This window comes from Streptomyces sp. NPDC087859 (assembly GCF_044742595.1).
GTDB classification, from domain to species: Bacteria; Actinomycetota; Actinomycetes; order Streptomycetales; family Streptomycetaceae; genus Streptomyces; species Streptomyces canus_F.
Map to the genome: position 1 here is coordinate 1 of NZ_JBIUUU010000025.1, position 19,570 is coordinate 19,570.

Genomic DNA, 19,570 nt, shown 5'->3' on the forward strand with positions numbered 1-19,570 from the left:
CGGTCGTGGGTGTGGGCGTTGCCGAAGACCCAGCCGGCGCCGTGGATGTAGAGGATGACGGGGAGGGTGCCGTCCGCGCCCGCGGGGCGGACGATCCGGGCCCGGACGCTGCCGGTGGGCCCGCCGGGCACGGTGATCCACTCCTCGTCGATCGCGGGCTTGTCGATCTCCCCGGACTGCACCTCGTCGACCGCCTTACGGCCCTCGACCGGGCCCAGGTCGAAGAGGTACGGCGGGTTCGCGGTGGCCTCCGCGAAGGCGGCTGCCGCCGGCTCCAGCACCGGCTGGACCGGTTCCACGGCGTCAGACATGTCGTTCTCCTCAGGTTCTTGACGAGTGCTGCGGGCGCCTCGATCACGACGCCGGAATCAGGCGATGGGCGGCGGCTGCGTGCCGGTGCCCCGCTACCAGTGCACCGGTAGCGGTCCAGCAGCGCACACCAGGAGAGGCCGGGCGGTCGATCCGCGTCGCCGTCCCCGCGATGTGGCCCTCCGTCGGACCGGCTGCCGGACATCCGCCCACGTTCCCGGACCGGCACCCTCGACGATCCGGGCAGTCCTCTGCGACGCGCCCGATGATCGGATGCTGCCAGCCCGGAGACGGCCGGCGCTTCTGTCATGTGACCAGTCATGCGACACCGAGCTGGCAAAATGAGACGTGAACGGCGGCGGGTGGGAGCGGTACTTCATGGAATTCGGTGGCTCGGGCGGCCTCGGCGACGTCGAGGCCGGGCAGGAGCACACCCCCTTGCTCCTCCTGGGCCGGGACCGTGAACTGTCGCGGATCACGGGCCTGATCGACACGCTCGACGGCGACGGTCCGCGCGTGCTCGTGCTCACCGGAGAGCCCGGAGCGGGAAAGAGCACCCTGATGGACCGGGCCGCCGAGCGGGCCACCGAGCGCGGCCTGCGGGTGCTGCGGGTACGGGGCTGCGAGGGGGAGCAGGATCTCGGCTTCGCCGGGATGCATCAGCTGCTGTCCCCCGTGCTGGGCGGAATCGAGCGGCTTCCCGCTCGTCAGCGCGACGCCCTGCGCCATGCGCTGGGCATGGAAACGGGCGACGGGACAACCGCGTCCGACCCGCTGTCGATCAGGACCGCGGTGCTGACGCTGCTCCTGGAGGCCTCGCGACAGCGCCCGCTCCTCCTCGCCGTCGACGACGCCCAGTGGCTGGACGTGAGCTCGCTGGACGTCCTGGCCTTCGTCGCCCGGCGACTTGACGGGGAACGCGCCGCCCTGCTGCTGGCGGCACGCGACGAAGCCGTGCCCGCCCGCTTCGACCGGGACTTCCCGCATCTGACGGCCGATCCGCTGGACCGGGCCGCCGCCGGACGGTTGCTGGACGCGCAGCCGACACCACCGCGCGGCCGGATACGCGCGCGGATCATCGAGCAGGCGGCGGGAAACCCCCTCGCCCTGATCGAGCTCACACGAGCCTTCGCCCGGGACCCAGGCCGCCGCGACCTCGCCGCCGTCGATTCGCTGCCTCTGACCGCCCGTCTCGAGCGCCTGTTCGCCGCCGACCTGCCCGCACTGCCGCCAGCGACCCGACGAGCCCTGCTGCTGGCGGCGGCCGCGGGCACCGCACAACTCTCGGACCTCCCGGACCTGGGCGGACCGGAAGTGTGGGAACCCGCCGAGCAGGCGGGCCTGGTGCGTGTCGAGGGCGGCCAGGTACGGCTGCGCCACCCCCTCGTGCGCTCCGCCGTCCACCAGGCCGCCTCCTTCGCCGAACGCCGCGAAGCCCACCTCACTCTCGCCGCCGCCCTCGCCCACGAACCCGACCGCCGCGCCTGGCACCTCGCCGCGGCCGCCCTCGGCCCGGACGAGGACATCGCCCGCGTGCTGGCCGAGAGCGCGCGACGCTTCCAGCATCGCGGCGGACACGCGGCCGCGGCGACCGCACTGGAACGCGCCGCGGAACTCACCCCCGATCCGTCAGAACGCGCCCGCCGCCTGCTCGCCGCAGCCGAGTCGGCCATGTACGCGGGGCATCCGCAGTGGGTGGGGGAGATCGCGGGCCGCGTCACCACGCTGACCGACGACCCTCAACTCCTCGCCGAGGCCTCCCTGCGCGCCGGCTGGGCCCTCGCGGTGACGCTGCGACACGACGACGCCGTGGCCCATCTGCTCCCGGTGGCGGAATCGATGGCGACCCCGGCACCGGCCCTCGCCCTGAGCGCCCTGGGAACGGCCGCGACCCCGGCGTACAACTCGGGCGATCCGCGCTACCGGCACGAGATCCAGCGGATCGACGGCCTGATCGCATCACAGACGAACGAGAGCGACCGCGTCTGGCCACGGGCGGCGGCCCACCCGTTCACGGACCGGCTCCAAGCGCTGAAGAACCTGACCCACGCGGTCGACACCCTGCCGGACGACTCGGACCGCACGCTGTCCGGACTCGTCACACTCGGCGGCGCGGCCTGGATCCTGGACGAGACCGACGAAGCCGTCCGTCTCCTCGGTCAGGCCATGGACCACCTGCGACAGGCCGCCACCGCAGGCGTCAACTGCACCGTCGCTCAGGCTCTGGCGCTCGCGTACTTCGAGAGCGGAGCATGGGACGCGGCCCTGGGAGCCGCCGAGAACGCCTTCCGGACGGCGACGGAGGCCGGCGCCGACAACGTCAGCGTCGGATCCCTCCTGCTCCAGGCCACCGTACGGGCCGCCCGTGGCGACCACGACGGTGCGCGCGCCCAGGTGCGTGACGCCGTCCGCGGCCGGGACCTGCGCAAGGCCCGCAGCCTGTACGTTCGTCACCGGCACGCGCTCGCGCTGGCAGCCCTGGCGGAGGGCGACCACGAGTCGGCGTATGGCCAGCTGCGCCGTACCTTCACCGACGAAGCCCGCCCGGCCCCCGTCCACTACCACGCCTCCCTTTACCATCTCGCCGATCTCGCCGCCGCGGCCGTCCGCGCCGGCCGGACGGACGACGCGCGCACCGTGCTCGACGCGGCGGAACGCGCACTTGAACGGCCCCGCTCCGCCCGGCTCGCCGCGATCGTGCACCGCGCCCGGGCCCTGCTGAGTGCGCCCGAGGCCGCCGAGCCGCACTTCCGCGCGGCGACCGGCGTCCCGGCGGCCGCGAGCTGGCCCTTCGAACACGCCCTGGCCCACCTCGACTTCGCCGAGTGGCTACGCCGCCGCCGACGCACCGCCGAGGCACGCCCGCTGCTGGTCACCGCCCTGGAGACCTTCGAACGACTGGGTGCACGCCCCTGGACCGAGCGGGCCACCGCGGAACTCCGCGCCGCGGGCGTGACCGCGACGCCGGCCGCCGCACCCGACGGCGTCGCCGATCTGACTCCCCAAGAGCTGCAGATCGCCCGACTGGCGGCCGAGGGCCTGACCAACCGCGAGATCGGTGCGCGGCTCTATCTCTCACCGCGCACCATCGGCTTCCACCTGCACAAGATCTTCCCCAAGCTCGGCATCACCGCTCGCGCCCAACTGCGCGACATCGACGGGGTGTGAGGCCGAGCGAATGCCCCGCCTTCCGTGGTCTCCTCGGCGCGGCGGCGGGCCGGAATCAGGGCAGGCGGAGCCGGCGAGTGCCGTCCCAGCCGGTCGAGGCGAGGATGACGGCCGCCGCGCCGGTGCCGAGCACGGCGCCGGCGATCACGTCACCCGGATAGTGCACACCGGTGTGGACACGGGAGTAGCCGACGGCACAGGCGAGCAGACCCAGTGGCAGCGTGGCGGCGGGGAGAGCGGGGCCCACGGCGGCCGCGAAGGCGACGGCCGAGGCGGTGTGGCCGGAGGGGAAGGAGGCGGACGCGGGCATGGGCACGTGCCGCCCCGGAAAGGGCGAGTCCTCGGCCCGATGGGGCCGGGGCCGGCGTACCAGCTGCTTGCCGAGCAGGTTCGCCCCGGCCGAGGCGACACCGATGGCCGCGACGCCCAGGGCCGCGGCACGGCGGGGCCGGCCGGGGCACAGCGCCAGAAGCCCGGCGACCGCGAACGAGATCTTGGAGTGGTCCGCCGCCGCCGACAGCCGTCGCAGGGCGTGGTCCAAGGTCGGAGTGTCGGTGATCTTCACTGCCTCGTACAGCGCCTGGTCGAGGGCGGCCAGATCACGCAACAGCGCTCGGGGGGCGCCGTCATGGCGCTGCGGGCGGTCAGACATCACTCTGCTCCTGCGTCGTGCGGGTGGGTGGGGGATTTCGGTCGAGGGCGAGGTGGACGATGTGCCGCCAGTCCACGGACGGAGCCGAGTAGGACGCGCCGGGCCGGTGACGGGGCACCCGGACCCGCAGGACACCGGGACGGACCGTGCACACGACCGGCGGGGGCAGGGTCAGCGCCTCACCGTCGACAGCCACGGCGATGAGGTCGGAGTCGGCCGTGACAGTCACCTGACGTGCGGTCAGCGAGGTGATGCCGCTGGCCCGTTCGCCCCGCAACGCCAGTTCGGCGGCCTGGGCGGCGCCCTCGATCCGGACGGCGAGCACTCCGAGCCGGCCGGCGTCGAGGCGTTCTCTGCGGCCGCCGCCGAGCGGGTCGGCCCGCGCGTAGGGGTTGTTGCTCACCAACAGGGCCTGCGGAACCGGTAGTCGGTCGCCGTCGGCCTGGGCCTCCAGCGTCGCCGCGGCCTCGCCGAGCAGGAGGTCCGGCAGCTGGTCGAGGGCGGTGATCGTCTTGGCGTCGCGGTAGTCGGGGCTCTGCACGATCTCGGCGTACGCCCCGAAGGAGACCGTGTTGACGAACGGCAGCCCGGCCACGTCGCCCAGATCGATGCGGAGTTCCACACCGTCGGACAGTGCGTCCAGGCCAAGGGCGGGGTCGGCGCGGTCCAGGCCCAGGTCCATCGCGAAGTGGTTGCGGGTGCCGGCGGCCAGGACCATGAACGGTACGTCGTGTGCGGCGGCCACCTCAGCCACCAGGGCCTGCGTGCCGTCGCCACCGGCCACACCGAGCAGATCCGCGCCGTCCGCGATGGCCTGCCGGGCGAGCGCCGCCGGATCGGGGCGGGTATCGAGGTCGAGCAGGATGACCCGGGCGCCGAGTGCCTCCGCCCGCTCCACCAGTTTGTGCTGCCCGACCTTCCCGCCTCCGGAACGCGGATTCATGATCAGCACCGGTCGGCCGGGCGGCCGCACGGAACGCGAGCGCATGCCGTGCGGTCTGCGCCGACGGCGCAACGCGCTCCTGGCGCAGGCCAGCGCCGCCACCCACGCCCCCAGCGCCGCCACCGCGACGAGCCACAGACCTGAGACGGCGTACAGGACGAGCACGCCGACGGGAGCGCCCACGGCCAGGAGAGCGCCGCACACACGCGCCAGACCCCGGTGCGCGAGTGCCCACCACAGACCCGCGGCGGCCACTCCCAGCCCGCCCAGCCCCAGCAGCAGAATCAGCAGTCGGTCCGCGCCCGCCGCCACGGACGCGACGGCACCCGCCACACACAGCAGGGAGAGTCTGGCCAGAGCGCGCGCCCGTTTGTCGGAGCCGCCAGGCTCCGTGACGTGTGTCGATCGGACCGTGTTCATGGCGCTCCAGCGAGTCGGGTGGTCGGAGCCATTGTCTCCTCGCACGGTCCGGGTGCTGCGTCGTGTCCGCCATGGTCCACCGGCCAGGTTCTCCGGCCTTTCCTGCCGGCCTCGCCAAGATCGACGGTTCCCTCGATCCTATGCCGACCGGGTTCGGGATTCCGGCGGCGTGGGCCGCACTCGGCCAGCCGGGCTGTCGTGGACGACAGCGGCGCTTCTCCTCCCCGGGGGCATACCCCCTGTTCCGAGCTGATGCTGCCCCCACCGCGAATGGGCCGCCAGCCCGAGTGACCCCGCTGCGGCGGATGCATAGCTTCTGACGCGACGGAACCGACAGCACCGGCAGAGGGGAACCAGCAGTGATCCGGACAGCCCGCGCACCACGGCCACCGCAAACGCCTCACGTACCGCAAGGCGCTTCGGGAACGGCGAGAAAGGCCGTCCTGGGCCTGGCCGCCACCACTCTCGCCGTGGCCGCGTTACCCGTGACGGGGCTCCCCGCACAGGCGGCCTCCGACCCCCTCGCCCGCTACCACCACCAACGCCTCGACTGGAAGAGCTGTGTGCTCGGCCCGGACGACGCGACCGGCAGGGAACTGGAGCAGGCGGGCGCCCGGTGCGCCGACGTCACGGTGCCGTTGGACTACGGCGCCCCCGACGGCCGTACGATCACCGTCGCGATCTCCCGGATCCGCGCCACCGACACCGCCCACCGCGTCGGCCCGCTGCTGCTCAACGGCGGCGGCCCCGGCGGGCAGACGCTCGGCGACCCGCCATGGGTGAGCAAGGCGATGAAGGACGTCGCGGCACGGTACGACGTGGTGGGCGTGGACCCCCGCTTCGTCGGCCGCAGCACCCCGCTGGACTGCGAGTGGCCGACCGGCTCCGCGTTCCGCAGCGCGGGCGTCGACCGCACCGGGTTCGACCGCGTGGCGGCCTTCTCCAAGGACCTCGCCCAGCTCTGCCGGCGGCACGAGGGCGATGTGCTGCCGTACGTCACCACCCGCAACACCGCGCGCGACATGGACGTCGTCCGCGCCGCGCTCGGCGAGCGGCGGATCTCCTATCTCGGCTACTCGTACGGCAGTTACCTCGGCGAGGTGTACGCCACGATGTTCCCCCGCCGCACCGACCGGGTCGTCCTGGACGGTGTCCTGGACCCGGCCCGGTACGGTCCCCGGCTGCTGCGGGGCACCGAGCAGGCCAACCGTCACGCGCTGGAGGGCTGGGCCTCCTGGGCCGCCGCCCGGGACACGACGTACGGTCTGGGCCGTACCCGTGGCGCGGTGCTGGCCGCCGTGGACCGTGTCCAGGCAGCCGCGGCCCGCACCCCGCTGCGGCTCGGTGACTACGCGGTCGACGAGCACGTCATGCCCCTCGTCGTCTTCAACGGCCTCTCGCAGGACAACGACTCCGCCTACGGGGACTTCGCGCAGGGGATGCGGGACCTGCTGCGCGCGGCGGACAGGGACCCGGTCACCCCGTCCCCGTGGCTCGCCGGGGTCCTCGAGTTCGAGCTGACCGGCACCGACTCCCACTACGGCAGCGTCCAGTCCGCGATCCTGTGCGGCGACGCGGCCGCCCCGCGGGACCCGGAGGTGTACTGGCGTGACGTCCAGCGGGCCCGCGCGAAGGACCCGCTGCTCGGCCCCGTCACCTACAACCTCAGCCCCTGCACCTTCTGGGACCGGCCCCGCGAGCGCCCGACCACCGTCCGGGACGACCTCCCGGCCCTGCTCGTCAACGCCACCGGCGACCCGCGCACCACCTACGAGGGCGGCACAACGGTGCGGCGGATGTGGCCCTCCTCCCGCCTGGTCACCCTGCGCGGAGCCGACCAGCACGCGGTGTTCGGCGTCTTCGGCACCCCGTGCGTCGACGCCACGGTCAACGCCTACCTCGCCACCGGCCGCCTCCCGGCCACGGACGTCACCTGCGACGCGCCCGCCCGGTGAGCGCGGGCCTGCCCACGCGATGACCGGGGGATCCGAACCCTGACCGACCGGTGGCCGGGCCCACGAGGCGCCCGGCCACCGGTGATGCGTGCGGCGCGGCTACGGGGCCATCTCGTACGCGCCGGACAGTGCCTCGACCCGCTGCCAGACCCGCTCCGTGCGTGCCGTGTCGACGACCGGTCGGCGGACCGAGCTCAGCGCCCACTCCTGCTGCTCCTCGGTTGCCGAGTCCTTGCCGTGCAGTTCGACGGAGTGCCCGGAGAAGTCCCGTACCAGGACGGCGAAGAGTTCGTCGAGCACGTCCTCGTCGAGTCCGGTCAGGGCGGCCTGCTCCAGGACGAGCTGGCCGTGCACGACGAGCGCGAAGAGCTGGCCGATGGAGAGGACGAGGTCGAGGTCGCGGCTCTGCTCCGCGTCGGGACCTGCCGTGGCGACGAACTCGCAGAGCGCGTCGGCCTGTTCGCGCAGGCGGGCGACGTTGGGCAGATGCGCGTACGCGTCGAAGGCGGGGCGCCAGTCGTGGAAGCGCACCGAGCCCAGACCGCGAGCGGGGCCCTGGCGGAACAGGAAGTCGTCGTCGGCCGCGTCGAGGCGGGTCGGCACGCTCGGGTACTCGGCCGGGTCGAGCAGGTGGCTGCGCATGAACTTCAGGATCAGCGCCAGGTTGACGTGGACCGTGCCCTCCAGCTTCGGCAGCCCGCGGATCTCGATGGCCGCCTGGCCGAAGTAGTTGTCCTTCTCGAACCCCTTGGCGGCGATCACGTCCCACATCAGGTCGATGACCTTCTCGCCCTCCGTGGTCACCTTCATCTTCGTCATCGGGTTGAAGAGCAGGTAGCGGCGGTCGTCGGGGCCGGCGGAGCGGAAGTAGTCGACGGCGCGGTCGCTGAAGAGCTTCATGCCGACGAGCCGGACGTAGGCGTCGGTCAGTTCGCGGCGCACGTGCGGGAAGGCGGTGACGGGGCGACCGTAGAGGACACGGTTGTGGGCGTGGGTGACGGCCTCGTACATCGCGTGTTCGCAGATGCCGATGGACGCGGTGCACAGGTTGAACTTGCCGACGTTGACCGTGTTGAGCGCGGCGTCGAAGGCGGCGCGTCCGGTGTGCAGGACGTCGTCGGCCGTGACGGGGTAGTCCTCCAGGCGGAACTCGCTGACGAACTTCGACGAGTCGACGACGTTCTTGACCAGGTGGTAGTTCGGGTGACCGCTGTCGGCGGCGAAGAACACGTAGCCGTCGGGGCCCTCGACGTCGGTGCGGCGGCCGAAGACGGAGACGAGTCCGGCGGCGTTGCCGTTGCCGATGTAGTACTTGGAGCCGGTGGCGCGGAAGCCGCCGTCGCCGTCGGGCGCCAGGAGCATGTCGGTGGAGTAGATGTCGGCGCCGTGGGCCTTCTCGGACAGGCCGAACGCGAACACCTCTCCCTGGGCGAGGAGTTCCGCGGCGCGGTCGCGGGCCGCGGTGTTCTCGCTCTGCCAGACCGGGCCGAGGCCGAGGATGGTGACCTGCCAGGCGTACCAGTAGTCCAGGCCGTAGAAGCCGAGGATCTCGTTGAGCGCGGCGATTCGGGCGGTGTCCCACCGCTTGTCCGGGGCTGCTTCCGGTGCGGCGGACGCCGGCGTCAGGAACGTGGCGAACAGGTTCTCCTTCGCGGCGAAGGCGAGGAAGTCCCCGAGCCAGGCGCGGGTCCGGTAGTCCTCTATCAGCTGCCGCTTCCCGCGCTCCTCGAACCAGTCGACGGTGGCACGCAGCAGGCGGCGTGTCTCGGGGTCGAAGTGCGCGGGGTCGTAGGTGCGCGGGTTGAAGAGCAGTTGGTCAGCCATGATGAGGGCCTCTTTCGGCGGGCGGACGGATGGGAATCATGAGGTAGGGCGGCTGGAGGGGAGCGTTGGCGCGGGCGGCGCGGGTGCGGCGGCGTCAGTGGCCCGGAGCGAACCTGGCCAGCGTGGTCAGCACGTCCTCCAGCCAGTCGATCATCATGCGCTCGTACGCGATGCCGCCGCGCAGTACGACGTGCTGTAGCTCTCGCTCCGCGTCGAGCGGCTCCCGCGGAGCGGCCGCACCGGCCTCGGGCCCCGTGAAGTCCCGCTCCTCGCCCGCGAGATAGTGCTCCAGCCGGGCTCGGTGCGCCTGCCGGTGTCGCTCCACCTCGTGGATCAGGGCGGCGGGGTCGTCGAAGGCGGCACCGCGGATCTTCACCGCCAGGTCGTGGCGGACGCTGTCCGGCTCGATCGGATCGTGCAGCCACGAGGACAGCGCGGCCCGGCCGAGGTCGGCGACGGAGTACTCCTTCTTGTCCGGCCGGCCTTGCTGCGGGACGTCCCGGGCGTCGACCCAGCCGTCGTTCTCCATGCGCTTGAGGACGCGGTAGATCTGCTGGTGGGTCGCGGTCCAGAAGTAGCCGATGGACCGCTCGAACCGCCGGGCCAGCTCATAGCCGGACCCCGGTTTCTCCAGGAGCGACACCAAGATCGCGTGTTCGAGCGCCATGACGCCGATCGTGCTATGCAACTCGTTGCATAGCAAGTCTCACTCCTGCCGATGCGACGCGGCTCACTCTGTGCAGGGCCCACGGAATGTCGCGCCGACGGTCGACGGGCGAGCCGTTGTTGGCCATCCTTTGGGCTGCGATCGACGGTTGGGAAGCGGTGATGCGTGTGAACGACGAGACTCGCGGCGTCTCCGCGGCCCGCACCGACACGGCATCTCACCGTGCCCTCGCGCACGGTCGTGAACTGTTGCGCGACGGTCCCGTGGCGGATGCCTGCTCAGCGCTGTCCCGTGCCGCCGCGGAGCTGCGCGAGACGGACCCGCCGCTGGCTCGCCGCGCCCTGCTGGCAGCGGCGTCGGCGGCCTGGGCGGCCGGTGACCGCGACAGCTACCGACGCGTCTTCACGGTGGGCCCCTGCCGCGTCTGCGGTGCCGGCGACGAGTCCACGCTCTGTGCCGAGGGATGTTCCGAGGCCGCTTGGAGGTCCCACCGCATCGGGATGAGCGCGATGGTGGAAGGGGACTTCCGACGTGCCCTCGCGGTCCTGGAGCCGCGGCTGCGTCAGGTCACGACCCGGGCGGAGACGAACGAGCTCCGTGAGGCCGGCGAGGTGGCCCTCCTGCTCGGTCGGCTCCCCACCGCGCGCCGGCTCCTGGGCCTCGCCCTGGCGTCCGCGCGCTCCGCCGGAGCGGAGACCAGGGTTCCGGGCATCCTGGCGCACCTCGCCTACGCGGAGCTGCGGGAGGGCCGCCACCCCCAGGCCCGTGCCCACGCGGAGGAAGGAGTGGCCCTCGCGCAGAAGCTCGGTCAGCGCAATGTCGCCGCCGACCTGTCGGCCGTGCGTGCGCTCGTGATGTCGATCGCGGGTGACCTGCCCACGGTCCGTGCGCGGATCGCGGACGTCCTGGCCGTCGCGCAACCCCATGGGCTGGCCCAGGCCGCGTTTCTCGCGGAGTGGGCCCAGGCGCGGGCGGAGCTGGGGGCGGGCAAGGTCGAACGGGCGGCCGCCCGGCTGGCGCCGCTGGTCCGGCCCGGCGCCCGGCAGGGCCACTTCGGGCTGTGGTTCCTTGCCGTGCCGTGCTTCGTCGAAGCCTGTGTCCTGTCCGACCGGGCCCTTGACGCGACGGAGATGGTCGACCTGTTCGCCGTCTGGGCGGACCTCGGCGCCGACCCGCAGGCTCCGGCGCAGTTGGCGCGGTGCCGCGCTCTCGTCGCGCCCGCGGACCGGAGCGAGGAGCTGTACCGCAGCGCGCTCGCTCACCATGAGCAGGCATCCGGTCCGTATGAACACGCGCGCACCCAGCTGGCCTTCGGTATGTGGCTGCGTCGCCGGCGCCGGCCCACCGAGGCACGCACGCAGTTGCGTGACGCACTGATGGGTTTCGAACGCTGCGGTGCGGTGCTGTGGGCCGGGCGAGCCGGCGCGGAGCTGCGGGCGGCCGGTGAGGTGGCCGGGACCGGCGAGGCGGGGGTGCTGTCCTCGCTCACCCCGCAACAGGTGCGCATCGCACGGGATGTGGCGCGCGGGGCGACGAACAAGGAGATCGCCGCGGAGCTGTCCATCAGCATCCGGACCGTCGAGTACCACCTGCGCAACGTGTTCGCGCAGCTGGGTGTCAGCTCGCGCACCGGCCTCGCGCATCTGCTGGCGAACGTCGGCGAGGACCAGGGCCGGGCGGAGCCGGGACCGGCCTGATGTCCGTGCGCCGGTGTGACCGGTGATCTCCACGGTGCGACGCGGTGCGGGTGCGTGCCCTGTGGCATGACTGGTGATTCCACTGATGACTGACTTTTAGTCAGCTCCTACGTTGTTCCCCGCCGGATGACTCGTGTCACGTCCTCGGGTACGACGCCCTTCACACGGCGGACGATGCCTGGCCCGAGGGCGCCGGAACCCTCACTCTCGAAGGAGCCGCCATGAGTGACGACCCAGAGACCTCCCGTTCCGCGCACCCCCCGCACCGCCACCACCGACGCCGCCGTTCCGGGCGTCTTGCCTCCGGCGTCGCCACGGCCGCCGCGCTCATCGGCCTGCTGACCTCGCAGACCGGTGGAGCCCAGGCGGCCGAGAACCCGTACGAGCGGGGCCCCGCACCCACCAACGCGAGCATCGAGGCCAGTCGGGGCCCCTACGCCGTCTCGGAGACCAGCGTGTCGCGCCTCGCCGTCAGTGGCTTCGGCGGAGGCACCATCTACTACCCGACAAGCACCGCCGACGGCACGTTCGGCGCGATCGCGGTGTCACCGGGGTTCACCGCCTACCAGTCCTCCATCGCCTGGCTCGGCCCGCGACTCGCCTCCCAGGGCTTCGTCGTCTTCACGATCGACACCCTGACCACCTCCGACCAACCGGCCAGCCGCGGCACACAGCTGCTGGCCGCACTGGACTACCTCGTGGACCGCAGCACGGTCCGGGGCCGCGTCGACGCCGGGCGCCTGGGAGTGATGGGCCACTCCATGGGCGGCGGCGGCACCCTCGAAGCGGCCAAGTCCCGCCCCTCGCTGCAGGCCGCCATCCCGTTGACCGGCTGGAACCTGGACAAGACCTGGCCGGAGGTCAGGACTCCCACCCTTGTCGTCGGCGCCGACGGGGACACCATCGCGCCCGTGGCGACCCACTCCGAACCGTTCTACGCGAGCCTGCCCTCCGCCACCGACCGCGCCTACCTCGAACTGCGGGGCGCGACCCACTTCACCCCGAACACGTCCAACACGACGATCGCGAAGTACAGCATTTCCTGGCTGAAGCGGTTCATCGACAACGACACCCGCTACGAGCAGTTCCTGTGCCCGCTGCCGGCCGTCAGCCTCTCGATCGCCGAGTCCCGCGGCAACTGCCCGCACACCTCCTGACACCTGGAACGCCGGGATCACCGCCTGGCCATGACATCGCCGCCGCACGGTCCTTCCGGGCCGCGCGGCGGCGACAGCCAGGTCCGGCTCCGGACGCACACCGCTCAGAGGGACAGCACCGCGCGCACCCTGTTCCCACCCCCGCCGACCGGATCCACATCGAGGCGCTCCGCCAGGCACCGCACCATGGCGAGACCCCGCCCGCTCTCACCCCAGGCCGTCAGCGGTCGCACCCGGGGCCTGCCGGGGCTGCCGTCGTAGACCTCGACGGTCACCCGGGTGCCGGAGACCTGCAGACACAGGCGGCAGGCGCCGCCGTGCCGGGTGGCATTGGTGACCAGCTCGGAGACGACGAGCGTCGCGTCGTCGATGTGTGTGGCGTCGAGCCCCGTCACCCCGAGGCCCGGCCGGGCGAGGAAGCGCGCGGTCAGCCTCCGTGCCCGGCCCGCCGATTCTGCCTGGTCGGGCAGCAGGTACTCGACTCGTACGGAACGCCGATGGGTACGCCGACGCGTACGCATGGCGGATCACTTCCCCTCCTTGGACGACCGTCCCCCGTGGCCGCATGCCGGGCCGCGCTTGTCCGGCCCGGCCGGCCCTGTCCTTGCGTGATGCCCTGTGCGGGTGATCGCCAACCGGGAACCGGTGCGTCGGGGTTTCCCGGCCCGGGGATCAGGCGCCTGGTGCCGAGGAGCTCCCGTCCTCCTCCGCCAGGAGCGCGGTCGCGCTACGGCGCAGCGCGGGATCGGCCGCGGGCGGGACGACCAGCAGGTCCCAGTGGCCGACGCCGTAGGAGAAGAGCCGGATGGTGTGCGGGTCGAACCCGGACGTGAGCCAGGCGGCCTTCACCGTGCGACCGGCGACGGGCAGGTCGCCAGGCGCCGCTCACCGGGCCGTGCGGAAGGGTCGGTGGGCGCAGGGTGAGCCGAAGGAGAGCGGGCGCCGTACGAAGAACTCCCGGTCCGCTCACGCTACTCCGCCCGACGGGGCGGGCCGTCCAGGACCCTCGGCCGGGGACGTGGACGACCCGGTGGACGCCTACGCGCGCAGCAACCGCTGGGTGATCTCCCGGTACTGCCTCAGCGCGAGCCGGAGCTCGGTGGAGTCCGTCTCGGGGTCCCGGTTCTGCCAGTCGGCACGGAGGGCCTCTCGGTGTTCCGAAAGGGCCCTGGCGAGCTGGGCAGTGGCCTCGTCGAAGGCGGCCTCGGCCTCCTCGAGCGCCTCGCGCGGGGCATCCGCGAAGGTGTTGACGGCGTGTCCCAGACGCCGGACGATCTCCTCCCGCCCCTCCGCCGGGAGCAGGGGCTCCGGGCCCGGGGTGCGGCGTCCGGCGCGGCCCGGGGGTTGGTCCGCGGGCTGTTGGGCGCGTGTCTGGTCGTACATCGTCGTGTGTACCGCTTCCGTCGTGTCGGGGCACCGCCTGCGCCGTGCTGCCAGTCAACGTCCGGCGAGGGTCCGTGTCAACGCGGTGGGGGCGCGGGCGCGCCCTGGCGGAGGCCGCCGACCGGTTCCGGCCGGGACGCTTCCGTCCACAAGGGGAGTACGTTGGGGGAGCGAGGGTGTTTCGTGCCTACCCGACAGACAGTCCTGAGCACGGCACCCACCCATCAGGGGCAGCCCGTGACCCCGGCCGCACCTCCGTCCCAGCGGCCTTCACAGAGGTCAAGGAGCCCCTCCATGGCACTGAGCCCCACCACGTCCGTCCCTACGGCCCCACTGGACACCGCCCAGCCACCCCAGGGCTACGACGGTACATCGCCCTTCCCGCCGGACGACCCGGCGCCCGCACGCGAGGGCGGGGAGCGGCTGTACGTCGCTGTGACGGCGCTCATCGTCGTGCTGCCGTTCGTGGCGCTCGGCCTGGCCGGCTGGCTGCTGTGGGGGAGCCTCATCCACCCCGCGGACATCGTCCTCGCGCTGGTCCTCTACACGATCACGGGCCTCGGAGTCACGGTCGGCTTCCACCGCGGCCTCACCCACGGCGGCTACCGGGCGAACCGTCCCGTGCGGATCGCCCTCGCGGTGGCCGGTTCGATGAGTTTCCAGGGTGACGTCATCGGCTGGGTCGCCACGCACCGCCGCCACCACGCCTTCACCGACCGGCCCGGTGACCCGCACTCCCCGTACCGCTACGGCACGCATCTGCGCGGCCAGTTGCGAGGACTGCTGCACGCGCACATCGGCTGGCTGTTCCGCAACGACCATACGCCGCCGGAGCGTTACGCCCCCGACCTCCTGGCCGACCGCGACATCCGCGCCGTCTCCCGCGCCTTCCCGTGGCTGTGCCTGCTCACCCTCGCCCTGCCGTTCGGCGCCGGCTGGCTCATCGGCGGGACCTGGGTCCACGCGCTGACGGCCCTGCTGTGGGCGGGATTCATCCGCATAGCGCTCCTCCACCACGTCACCTGGAGCGTCAACTCCCTGTGCCACATGATCGGTGAGCGCCCCTTCCGCACCCGGCGCCACGACCGCGCCACCAACCTGTGGCCGCTCGCCCTGCTCTCCTTCGGGGAGAGCTGGCACAACCTCCATCACGCCGACCCCACCAGCGCCCGGCACGGCGTCGATCGCGGTCAGATCGACCCGTCGGCCGCCGTCATCCGCCTCTTCGAGCGGCTCGGATGGGTGCACGACGTGCGCTGGCCGAGTCCCGATCGCGTCGCCGCCCGCCGCGCCTGACACATCGACCACTCGCCCGCGCAAGGCAGTTGGCAGGAGATCTCATGACCACCGCACTGCAGTCCCCGCTACCCTCCCTTCCCGTCCTGCGCCTGCGTCTGGCACCTCGCGGAGGGATGCCCCGACCCATCGACGGAGCGTGGTGGCCCCGTTCGTACGACCTGCTCGCCGAACTGCCCCAGCTGCTCGCGGGGTTGCCCCGCGCGTGGGGTCACATCACCAGCGCCACGGTCAACGGGGCGACATGGTCCGCCGCGCCCGGCCGGATGCTGGTCTTCAACCAGGTCGTGCGACTGCGCAGGTCTCTCACGGCGTCCGCGCCGCACACCATCGTCCTGCTCGCCCCGGGCCGGGGGCGCTGGGATCTGCTCGTCGTGCCTCCGGACACGACCGAGGCGGCCGCGGAACCGCTCATGGCGGCCGCGATCGTCGGTCAGGTGTGACTGTTCGGCATCGGAGACGTGAGGGCGGTCAGCTGTTCCGCTTCCCGGGCCGGTCCGTTCGGCCTGTCCGGGGAGTAGACTGAAGGTACCGAGGATATTTCGCGCACCGCTTCCACGCCGTGTCGTTTTCGGCGATTGACTATGCCGGGCCGGTCGCAGCCGGTCCGGGGCAGGGTCCGCGTCATGACTGCGACCGTCTCCTCCTCGCCGACACTCGAAGCCGATCACCGGTCCTCCGTGTCCTCCTCACTCCCTCTGCGTCTGTCGCTGGCCCCGGCCGGTTCCGCACCGGCTCTGCTGGACGGCGCCTGGTGGCCCCGCTGCCACGATCTCGAGGCGGAGCTCCCCTCCCTGACCGCGGTACTGGACCCGTTGTGGGGCCGGATCACCCGGGTCACGGTGAACCCCACCCATTGGCCGGTCATCCCGCGCAAGGTGCCCGTCGCCGGGCATGTGGTGAAGGTGGGCTGGTTCGAGAACGAGCAGGACCCGAACGAACTGCTGCTGCTCTCGTACCGCATCGGCCGCTGGAACCTCCTGGTGATCCCGCCGCGGACGCCCGCCGTCACGGCCGCCTGGCTGATGGCCGCCGCGAGTGACCCGCTGCGCACATCGACCGCGAGCCGGTTGATGGAGGAGGCCGCGAGCCTGCGGACGGTGTACGAGGACGACCGGAGCGTGCAAGCGGTCTGGGACTCCGAAGGCGGACACGAGGCCCGCGACCCGGCCATGCGTCCACGGATCCCGGCCGTGACCGCCGGGCTGCCCCTTCAGCCCACGGGGCGGTGAGGGCGATGGACGTGTTCGTGACCGTGACCGTGATCGTGGCGATGATCGTCCTCGGGGTGCTCCTCATCCACCTGCTCAACTCGCAGCACAGTGATGGCGTCTCCGCCTTCCACTACGGCCGCTCCGGGATGCCCGTCCAGGGACCGGCCGCGCGGGTGCCGCGGAAGGCCCGTGCGCGGCTGCGCCCCAGGCGCCGTACCCGCAAGGCGACGGAGTGAGCCCATCGTCGCGTCAGAGCGTCAGGCTGTTCCGGCCCGTCATCGACCTGATCTGACGGACCGAACCGACAGCACAGTCCGCAGCCCGTGACCCCGGCCGCGTGACCCTGCCCGAACAGGGACTTCCGACGGAGGGGCCATGCGCTCTGCCCAGTTGAACGTCTACCGCCACGACCGCGACACCCGCGCCCTGATCACCTTCGCGGGAGAGATCGACTTGGCCACTGCCCCGCTCGTACGCTCCGCACTGACCACATGCGTACACGACGGCATCCGCACCGTCGACGTCGATCTCACCGCGGTCACCTTCTGCGACGTCAGCGGACTCAATACCTTCCTAGAGCTCTCCCGGCTCGCCACCGATGCCGGAGCCACCCTCCAACTGCACTATCCGCCGCTGACGTTGGCCCGCATCATCGAGATCGCCGGTCCCCTTTTCCTGCTCCACGAGCTCCACGCCGCGCCCGCCACGGGGTGAGGCGGGAGTGCGGAGTCGGCCGGCTTCTGCGGCCGACCACGCAAGACGCTCGGCCGGGAAACCCTGGCCGAGCGCCTGTGTGAACTGTTGGTGATCCGAAGGTGCTGGTCAGCCGGCCTCGGTGATCCGCCACCGCTGGTTGGAACCGGAGTTGGCCTGCCACGTCGTGACGGCCGCGCCCTCGTTCGTCGCCTGGCCGCCGACCTCCAGCAGCCGCCCGGTCGCCTGGTTCACCAGGGTCCAGGTGCCGTCGCCCGTGGTCGACAGGATCCACTCGGTCGCCGGGTCCCGCTCACCCGTGTCGGCCTCGATCACCGGCACGTTGTTCCGCACGGCGAGCCGCTTGTCCTCGGCCGGGTTGGCGAAGACGTAGCGCGCACGGTTGCTGCCCTTCTTGCCGTACTTTGCCTCCAGCCGCCACTCCTGCGCGACCGTGCCGTTGGCCGAGTTGATGGTCAGGCTCGTGCCGTTCGCACCGACGGTCACCGCCTTGCCGCTCTGCACACCGGTCAGGGTGTAGGACTCGCCCTTGCTGAACAGGCTCGCGTCCTTCGCGACTCCGGAGACGCCCTTGACGGCGAACGAGGTCACGGACTGCGCGGGGACGGTGAACGTCGCCTTGCCGTCGACGACGCGGACCGGGGCCCGCTTCACGAGCTTGCCGGCGGCGTCGGTGACGGTCGGGGTGACGGTCGCGTCACGCTTGATCTTCCCGAACTTCGACAGGTCGATCGTCACCGCGCGCGGCGCGGTCGTGGAGTTGACGTGGACCAGCGTGGCACCCTTGCCGTCCTTCGTCACTGCGGCGGCGCTGGAGGTGTCGTCCACCTTGACCAGGCTGTCGCCGGGCTTGATGAAGTGCGTGAAGTTGCGGGCCGTGTCGAACTTCGTGTTCGTGTAGATCGGGCAGGACTTCAGGGTGTCGGCCGACGTGCAGCTGAACGGCAGCTGGATGGAACCCCAGTTGCCGCCCTTGGCGGACTCGCCGCCCGGCTTCATGTTGTCGTAGTCCTCGACCGGCTGCCAGAACACCCAGGCCTTGGGCTCCAGTTCGCGCAGGTCGTTCACCATCTGCTGCGCCAGGCCCAGCCCGGGGCGCATGTCGGTGAAGCTCTGCCCGTCGCCCCAGTCGCCCTCGACCTCGCTCATCCACAGCGGCTTGTCGGCCGCCTTGGCCAGGTCACGGACCGTGGTGCGCTGACCGGTGCCGTAGGTGTGGACGTTCATCTGGCCGACGAGGTCCTTGGACGCCTGGGAGTAGGAGTTCCAGTTGGTCGCGAACAGGCCGGGGTTGGTCTCGTCCATCGCCGATATCTCGGCCTTGACCTTGGCCTTCTTCAGCGCGGGCGCCAGCGCGGCCAGCACCTTCTCCTGCATCGCGGGCCCGATGTGCGCACCCTCCTGACGGCCGCCCACCGGCTCGCCGTTCGCGTCCAGACGGGTGCCCCAGTAACCGGTGTTCGGCTCGTTGAACGGGTCGACCGTGTCGACCTTGATGCCCTCGGACTTCTCCAGCCGCTTCGTCACCCCGGCGACGTAGGCGGCGAAGTCGTCGACCGAACTCTCCTTCAGCTGCTCGGCGTTGGCGTTGAACCCGCCCGAGACATAGCCGCTCTCCGTCATGAACCACGGCGGGGAGTTCGAGAACGTCTCCCAGTGAGTGATGTCCTTCTTGATGCGATCGACCCACCAGCGCTGTGTGGCGTCGGCCTTGCCGTTCCAGTCGGCGGAGTCGTCGGCGCTCCACCAGTCGGTGTCGGTGCGGGTCGTGCCCGCCGGTGCCTTCCACCAGCCCTCGACCGCGCCACCGGCACGCAGGTAGTCCTTCACGTCGGGGGCGTTGCCGCCGCCGATGTTGTAGCGCGCGATGTTCAGCGCCAGACCGTCGTCGCCGAAGAGCAGATCGGCGAGCTTCTCGCGGATCTCCTTGGGGTAGTCGCCGGTGGCGTTGGCGAACCAGACCAGGCTGGTGCCCCAGCCCTCGAACCGGTCCTGCTTGTAGGACGGATCGGGTTGGACGGTGACCGACGCGGTGACCGTGTCGGCCTGGGCGAGCGGCGCGGGCACGGAGAGCAGCGCCGCTCCGGTCGCCAGCGCGGTCATCGACGCGGCCCCGAGAAGCCGTCTGCTGCGGGTGAGTCCTGCCATCGTGTGCTCCCAGCTTCATAGGT

At 71.9% G+C, this 19,570-nt stretch carries 18 protein-coding genes; 9 read left to right on the top strand and 9 right to left on the bottom strand.

Annotated features, from left to right (window positions below; translation table 11 throughout):
* Positions 1-311, bottom strand: a 311-nt coding sequence (locus ACIOHP_RS43010) for an alpha/beta hydrolase (protein WP_401896138.1), incomplete at its 3' end; no start/stop codon positions are given.
* Between the two features lie 346 nt (positions 312-657).
* Between ACIOHP_RS43010 and ACIOHP_RS43015 the strand changes: the two genes are divergently transcribed.
* A complete protein-coding gene (locus tag ACIOHP_RS43015) occupies positions 658-3,477 on the top strand; it encodes an ATP-binding protein (protein ID WP_401896141.1) in 2,820 nt (939 codons plus the stop codon).
* Between the two features lie 55 nt (positions 3,478-3,532).
* On the opposite strand, the gene ACIOHP_RS43020 is transcribed toward ACIOHP_RS43015, so the two are convergent.
* Complete coding sequence (locus ACIOHP_RS43020; protein WP_401896142.1) at positions 3,533-4,129, bottom strand: phosphatase PAP2 family protein; 597 nt, start codon at positions 4,127-4,129, stop codon at positions 3,533-3,535.
* Positions 4,122-5,492 (bottom strand): diacylglycerol/lipid kinase family protein, encoded by a 1,371-nt coding sequence (locus ACIOHP_RS43025; protein WP_401896144.1) that lies wholly within the window; start codon positions 5,490-5,492, stop codon positions 4,122-4,124. The genes ACIOHP_RS43020 and ACIOHP_RS43025 overlap by 8 nt, the downstream gene beginning before the upstream one ends.
* Before the next feature lie 470 nt (positions 5,493-5,962).
* Here ACIOHP_RS43025 and ACIOHP_RS43030 point away from each other — a divergent pair, with 470 nt between their 5' ends.
* Complete coding sequence (locus tag ACIOHP_RS43030) at positions 5,963-7,447, top strand: alpha/beta hydrolase (protein ID WP_401896147.1); 1,485 nt, start codon at positions 5,963-5,965, stop codon at positions 7,445-7,447.
* A gap of 99 nt (positions 7,448-7,546) precedes the next feature.
* Here ACIOHP_RS43030 and ACIOHP_RS43035 read toward each other — a convergent pair whose 3' ends face one another.
* Both ACIOHP_RS43035 and ACIOHP_RS43040 read right to left on the bottom strand, forming a co-directional pair.
* Positions 7,547-9,271, bottom strand: coding sequence for an acyl-CoA dehydrogenase family protein (locus ACIOHP_RS43035; protein ID WP_401896149.1), 1,725 nt, complete (start codon positions 9,269-9,271; stop codon positions 7,547-7,549).
* Between the two features lie 94 nt (positions 9,272-9,365).
* A complete protein-coding gene (locus tag ACIOHP_RS43040) occupies positions 9,366-9,938 on the bottom strand; it encodes a PadR family transcriptional regulator (RefSeq protein ID WP_401896152.1) in 573 nt (190 codons plus the stop codon).
* Between the two features lie 167 nt (positions 9,939-10,105).
* On the opposite strand from ACIOHP_RS43040, the gene ACIOHP_RS43045 reads away from it, so the two are divergent.
* Both ACIOHP_RS43045 and ACIOHP_RS43050 read left to right on the top strand, forming a co-directional pair.
* Complete coding sequence (locus ACIOHP_RS43045; RefSeq protein ID WP_401896154.1) at positions 10,106-11,635, top strand: LuxR C-terminal-related transcriptional regulator; 1,530 nt, start codon at positions 10,106-10,108, stop codon at positions 11,633-11,635.
* A 221-nt stretch (positions 11,636-11,856) separates the two neighbouring features.
* On the top strand, positions 11,857-12,792 hold the full coding sequence (locus ACIOHP_RS43050; RefSeq protein ID WP_401896156.1) for an alpha/beta hydrolase family protein: 936 nt from the start codon (positions 11,857-11,859) through the stop codon (positions 12,790-12,792).
* Positions 12,793-12,896: 104 nt separating this feature from the next.
* Here ACIOHP_RS43050 and ACIOHP_RS43055 read toward each other — a convergent pair whose 3' ends face one another.
* The 3 genes from ACIOHP_RS43055 to ACIOHP_RS43065 all read right to left on the bottom strand — a co-directional run bounded on the left by ACIOHP_RS43055 (position 12,897) and on the right by ACIOHP_RS43065 (position 14,175).
* Positions 12,897-13,313 (bottom strand): ATP-binding protein, encoded by a 417-nt coding sequence (locus ACIOHP_RS43055; protein ID WP_361560842.1) that lies wholly within the window; start codon positions 13,311-13,313, stop codon positions 12,897-12,899.
* A gap of 151 nt (positions 13,314-13,464) precedes the next feature.
* Positions 13,465-13,662, bottom strand: a complete 198-nt coding sequence (locus ACIOHP_RS43060) for a DUF5994 family protein (RefSeq protein WP_401896400.1) — start codon at positions 13,660-13,662, stop codon at positions 13,465-13,467.
* 168 nt (positions 13,663-13,830) lie between these two features.
* Positions 13,831-14,175: a hypothetical protein gene (locus tag ACIOHP_RS43065; protein ID WP_401896158.1), complete on the bottom strand. Its 345-nt coding sequence runs from the start codon at positions 14,173-14,175 to the stop codon at positions 13,831-13,833.
* 294 nt (positions 14,176-14,469) lie between these two features.
* Between ACIOHP_RS43065 and ACIOHP_RS43070 the strand changes: the two genes are divergently transcribed.
* The 5 genes from ACIOHP_RS43070 to ACIOHP_RS43090 all read left to right on the top strand — a co-directional run bounded on the left by ACIOHP_RS43070 (position 14,470) and on the right by ACIOHP_RS43090 (position 17,399).
* Positions 14,470-15,471, top strand: coding sequence for an acyl-CoA desaturase (locus tag ACIOHP_RS43070; RefSeq protein ID WP_401896161.1), 1,002 nt, complete (start codon positions 14,470-14,472; stop codon positions 15,469-15,471).
* A gap of 44 nt (positions 15,472-15,515) precedes the next feature.
* A complete protein-coding gene (locus ACIOHP_RS43075) occupies positions 15,516-15,914 on the top strand; it encodes a DUF5994 family protein (RefSeq protein ID WP_401896163.1) in 399 nt (132 codons plus the stop codon).
* Positions 15,915-16,097: 183 nt separating this feature from the next.
* A complete protein-coding gene (locus ACIOHP_RS43080) occupies positions 16,098-16,703 on the top strand; it encodes a DUF5994 family protein (protein WP_401896165.1) in 606 nt (201 codons plus the stop codon).
* A gap of 5 nt (positions 16,704-16,708) precedes the next feature.
* Positions 16,709-16,921, top strand: a complete 213-nt coding sequence (locus ACIOHP_RS43085; protein WP_401896167.1) for a hypothetical protein — start codon at positions 16,709-16,711, stop codon at positions 16,919-16,921.
* A 139-nt stretch (positions 16,922-17,060) separates the two neighbouring features.
* Positions 17,061-17,399 (top strand): STAS domain-containing protein, encoded by a 339-nt coding sequence (locus ACIOHP_RS43090; protein WP_401896169.1) that lies wholly within the window; start codon positions 17,061-17,063, stop codon positions 17,397-17,399.
* A 108-nt stretch (positions 17,400-17,507) separates the two neighbouring features.
* Here ACIOHP_RS43090 and ACIOHP_RS43095 read toward each other — a convergent pair whose 3' ends face one another.
* Complete coding sequence (locus ACIOHP_RS43095; RefSeq protein ID WP_401896172.1) at positions 17,508-19,547, bottom strand: glycoside hydrolase; 2,040 nt, start codon at positions 19,545-19,547, stop codon at positions 17,508-17,510.
* Positions 19,548-19,570: the final 23 nt, after the last annotated feature.

Bases quoted from the DNA above. Each gene is read 5' to 3' on its own strand.
- ACIOHP_RS43020 (WP_401896142.1), bottom strand. From the start codon at position 4,129: ATGTCTGACCGCCCGCAGCGCCATGACGGCGCCCCCCGAGCGCTGTTG.
- ACIOHP_RS43025 (WP_401896144.1), bottom strand. From the start codon at position 5,492: ATGAACACGGTCCGATCGACACACGTCACGGAGCCTGGCGGCTCCGAC.
- ACIOHP_RS43035 (WP_401896149.1), bottom strand. From the start codon at position 9,271: ATGGCTGACCAACTGCTCTTCAACCCGCGCACCTACGACCCCGCGCAC.
- ACIOHP_RS43040 (WP_401896152.1), bottom strand. From the start codon at position 9,938: ATGGCGCTCGAACACGCGATCTTGGTGTCGCTCCTGGAGAAACCGGGG.
- ACIOHP_RS43050 (WP_401896156.1), top strand. From the start codon at position 11,857: ATGAGTGACGACCCAGAGACCTCCCGTTCCGCGCACCCCCCGCACCGC.
- ACIOHP_RS43055 (WP_361560842.1), bottom strand. From the start codon at position 13,313: ATGCGTACGCGTCGGCGTACCCATCGGCGTTCCGTACGAGTCGAGTAC.
- ACIOHP_RS43065 (WP_401896158.1), bottom strand. From the start codon at position 14,175: ATGTACGACCAGACACGCGCCCAACAGCCCGCGGACCAACCCCCGGGC.
- ACIOHP_RS43070 (WP_401896161.1), top strand. From the start codon at position 14,470: ATGGCACTGAGCCCCACCACGTCCGTCCCTACGGCCCCACTGGACACC.
- ACIOHP_RS43075 (WP_401896163.1), top strand. From the start codon at position 15,516: ATGACCACCGCACTGCAGTCCCCGCTACCCTCCCTTCCCGTCCTGCGC.
- ACIOHP_RS43080 (WP_401896165.1), top strand. From the start codon at position 16,098: ATGACTGCGACCGTCTCCTCCTCGCCGACACTCGAAGCCGATCACCGG.
- ACIOHP_RS43085 (WP_401896167.1), top strand. From the start codon at position 16,709: ATGGACGTGTTCGTGACCGTGACCGTGATCGTGGCGATGATCGTCCTC.
- ACIOHP_RS43090 (WP_401896169.1), top strand. From the start codon at position 17,061: ATGCGCTCTGCCCAGTTGAACGTCTACCGCCACGACCGCGACACCCGC.
- ACIOHP_RS43095 (WP_401896172.1), bottom strand. From the start codon at position 19,547: ATGGCAGGACTCACCCGCAGCAGACGGCTTCTCGGGGCCGCGTCGATG.